The sequence below is a fragment of the Candidatus Pelagibacter sp. genome, assembly GCF_052049815.1.
Classification (GTDB): domain Bacteria; phylum Pseudomonadota; class Alphaproteobacteria; order Pelagibacterales; family Pelagibacteraceae; genus Pelagibacter.
Genome location: NZ_JBNGZG010000073.1, coordinates 1 through 2,992, shown reverse-complemented (window position 1 = coordinate 2,992; position 2,992 = coordinate 1). Strand labels below are relative to the sequence as shown.

The window sequence follows — 2,992 nt, the reverse complement described above, 5'->3', positions numbered from 1 at the left end:
TATATTTTTGGTGATGGGCGCAAAATCAATAGAATTATTCGTATTAAAGATTATATAAAGAAATGTCAAACTAAGGGTTACGCATATCAAGTCCGCAATAAATATACTTGATGTTAAAGAAAATGGAAAAAGTGTTAAGCAAAAAAAGACAAATTTATCGATCTTTTTAGTTTTTGATAGAATTTGTGAATATAAGTTATTAATATATGATTGATTTAACATTATATTGATTTGTTTTTGTAAGCCTTTCAAACAATTTAGTTATTTTAACTAGAATTACTATTATTTTTTTTTTTATAGTCTAAAAGTAAATAATGAAAAAAATTTTAATTTGTGGAGCCGGAGGGTTTATTGGAGGTCATTTAGCATCAAAATTTTCAAATGATAGAAATGTTAAATTGGTTTGTGTTGATATTAAACCTCTAGATTTTTGGTTTCAGAAATTTAATAATTCTGAAAATTATTCATTAGATCTTAAAGATTTTAACAATGCTTTAAAAATTACAAAAGAGATTGATTACATTTTTAACTTTGCATGTAACATGGGAGGTATGGGTTTTATAGAAAACAATAAAGCCGAATGTATGGTTTCAGTTTTAGTAAATACCAATCTTTTAAGAGCAGCTGTTATAAATAAATGTCAAAGATATTTTTTTTCATCAAGTGCATGTGTTTATAATGCTAACAAACAAAAAACTACATTTGTCAAAGGACTAAAAGAAGAAGACGCTTATCCAGCAGAACCAGAGGACGGTTATGGATGGGAAAAACTTTTTAGTGAAAGGATGTGTAGACATTTTACAGAAGATTTTGGTTTAGAAACAAGAGTAGTTAGATATCATAATATTTATGGACCCATAGGAACATTTGATGGAGGAAGAGAGAAAGCCCCAGCGGCTCTTTGCAGAAAAGTAATTAAAGCAAAAAAAGACAATCAAAAAGCAATAAATGTTTGGGGAGATGGACAACAAACAAGAAGTTTCCTTTATATTGATGATTGCATCAGAGGAACATTAGAAGTTTTTGATAGTAATTATGGAGATGTATTTAATATTGGAAGTGAAGAACAAGTCTCAATCAATCAAATGATAGATATTATTGAAAACATAGCAGAATTCAAACTAGAAAGAAATTATCAATTAAATAAACCCTTAGGTGTGAGAGGAAGATCAAGCGATAATTCTTTTGTTTTGAAGAAAATTGGTTGGAAACCTAAATATTCTCTAAAAGATGGGTTGTTAAAAACTTATAGTTGGATTGAAAATCAATTAAATAGTAATCAAAATATTGAAAAATTTTGTAAAAGTAGTCTGGAATTATAATTAAATTATTAATGAAAGCTTTGTGGTTAGTATCATTTAGGCCAATAGGAAAATCTAAAATAAATGATTTCTATCAAAGTACATTTATTGAGTCTATTAAATTAATAAATTTTGATATTAAGTTTAGTTTGACACAATTTGATGAAGAAAACGTAAAAGAGTTTGTAGAAAAAAAAAGAATTTCAAATTTTTATACAAACATTCCAAAAACAAATCTTCCAAAAGGCAAAAAATATTCAAATAAAATAATGCTTGATTATGGTTTGGATCAATTTATTAATGATGATGAGTTTGAATATCTGATCTATTCAACTGCTGATATCATTGTACCCTACAATTTATTTGATGAATTAAAAAAAATTAAGTTAGATAACTTTTGTGCACTAATTTATCCAAATATACATGTTACAAATGGTCGAATTCGAAATAGTTTTTGGCCGCATTATGGAATAGATCTAATTATTTTTAAAATATCAAAAAAAAAAGCAATTTATTTTAAAGAAATCATTAAAAGTTATAACCAATATGACTGGGGAATTAATGAAAATTTTTATTTATCTGTTGCAGAAGCTTTGAATTTAAAAATTTTTAATTTATTTAAAAATGTAAATGTATTGAAATTTGATAATGATTTTAAAGCATTTACTGAGGACAGAAACTGGCAAATAAATTGTTGGAAAGAAAATAAAAATTATTTTTTAAATTTTTTAAATCAGAACAGATTAAGTAAATTATATGCTCATGGATCATATTATTATTTATTGTATAAAATTTTTAATTTTAAAGATCTGAATTTTAATTTAGCTTTAGCTTATATGATATTTTATCCATATAATTTAATAAAAAAATTTATTAACAAAGTTTTAAAATGAAAAAAAAAAAAATTTTAATATTAGGATCTGAGGGACAGATTGGTGGTCATTTAGTCAAATATTTACAAAAAAATACAAAGTTCAGAGTTATCAAATTTGATATAGTTCTTAATAAGAAGAATGATTTAAGAAAATCAAACAATAAATTACTTGAAAAAAAAATCAAAAATTCTGATTTTGTTTATTTTCTAGCATTTGATGTTGGTGGATCAAAATATTTAAAAAAATATCAAAAAACTTTTGAATTTTTAGAAAATAATCTATTGATAATGACAAATACCTTTCAGCTTTTGAAAAAATATAAAAAAAAATTTATTTTTGCTAGCAGTCAAATGTCTAATATGGATTTTTCATCTTATGGTGTTTTAAAAAAAATTGGGGAAGAATTAACTAAATCTTTAAATTGTATTTATGTTAAGTTCTGGAATGTTTATGGTATAGAAAAAAATTTAGATAAATCTCATGTTATTACAGATTTTGTTCTTATGGGTTTAAAAAAAAATAAGATAAATATGCTAACAAATGGGATGGAGGAAAGAGAATTTTTATATGCAGAAGATTGTTCAAGAGGTTTAGTAATTATAATGAATAAATTTGATTTCTTTTTAAAACAACAAAAAGAAATTCATTTAACAAATGGCAAAAAAACAAAAATAATTCAAATTGCTCAAATAATAAAAAAACTTCTAAAAAAGAAAAATGTTGAAATTAAAATTTTACCATCAATCAGAAAAGATAATTTACAAAATAATATAAATAATAAATCTAATGGTTTTTTTTTGAATTATTGGAAACCTA

The 2,992-nt window shown here is 23.5% G+C and carries 3 protein-coding genes; all 3 read left to right on the top strand.

Annotated features, from left to right (window positions below; all coding sequences use genetic code 11):
- The first annotated feature begins 314 nt into the window (after nucleotides 1-314).
- Nucleotides 315-1,322 (top strand): NAD-dependent epimerase/dehydratase family protein, encoded by a 1,008-nt coding sequence (locus ACTT9D_RS07130; protein ID WP_440931089.1) that lies wholly within the window; start codon nucleotides 315-317, stop codon nucleotides 1,320-1,322.
- Between the two features lie 11 nt (nucleotides 1,323-1,333).
- The gene (locus ACTT9D_RS07125) at nucleotides 1,334-2,194 is read left to right on the top strand and encodes a hypothetical protein (RefSeq protein ID WP_440931088.1); all 861 of its coding nucleotides are present in this window, start codon (nucleotides 1,334-1,336) and stop codon (nucleotides 2,192-2,194) included.
- Nucleotides 2,191-2,992: SDR family oxidoreductase (locus ACTT9D_RS07120; RefSeq protein ID WP_440931087.1), on the top strand; the 802-nt coding region annotated here is incomplete at its 3' end. The genes ACTT9D_RS07125 and ACTT9D_RS07120, both read left to right, overlap by 4 nt.

What these genes read in the sequence shown, in the direction of transcription:
- ACTT9D_RS07130 (WP_440931089.1), top strand. Translation starts at nt 315, where the DNA reads ATGAAAAAAATTTTAATTTGTGGAGCCGGAGGGTTTATTGGAGGTCAT.
- ACTT9D_RS07125 (WP_440931088.1), top strand. Translation starts at nt 1,334, where the DNA reads ATGAAAGCTTTGTGGTTAGTATCATTTAGGCCAATAGGAAAATCTAAA.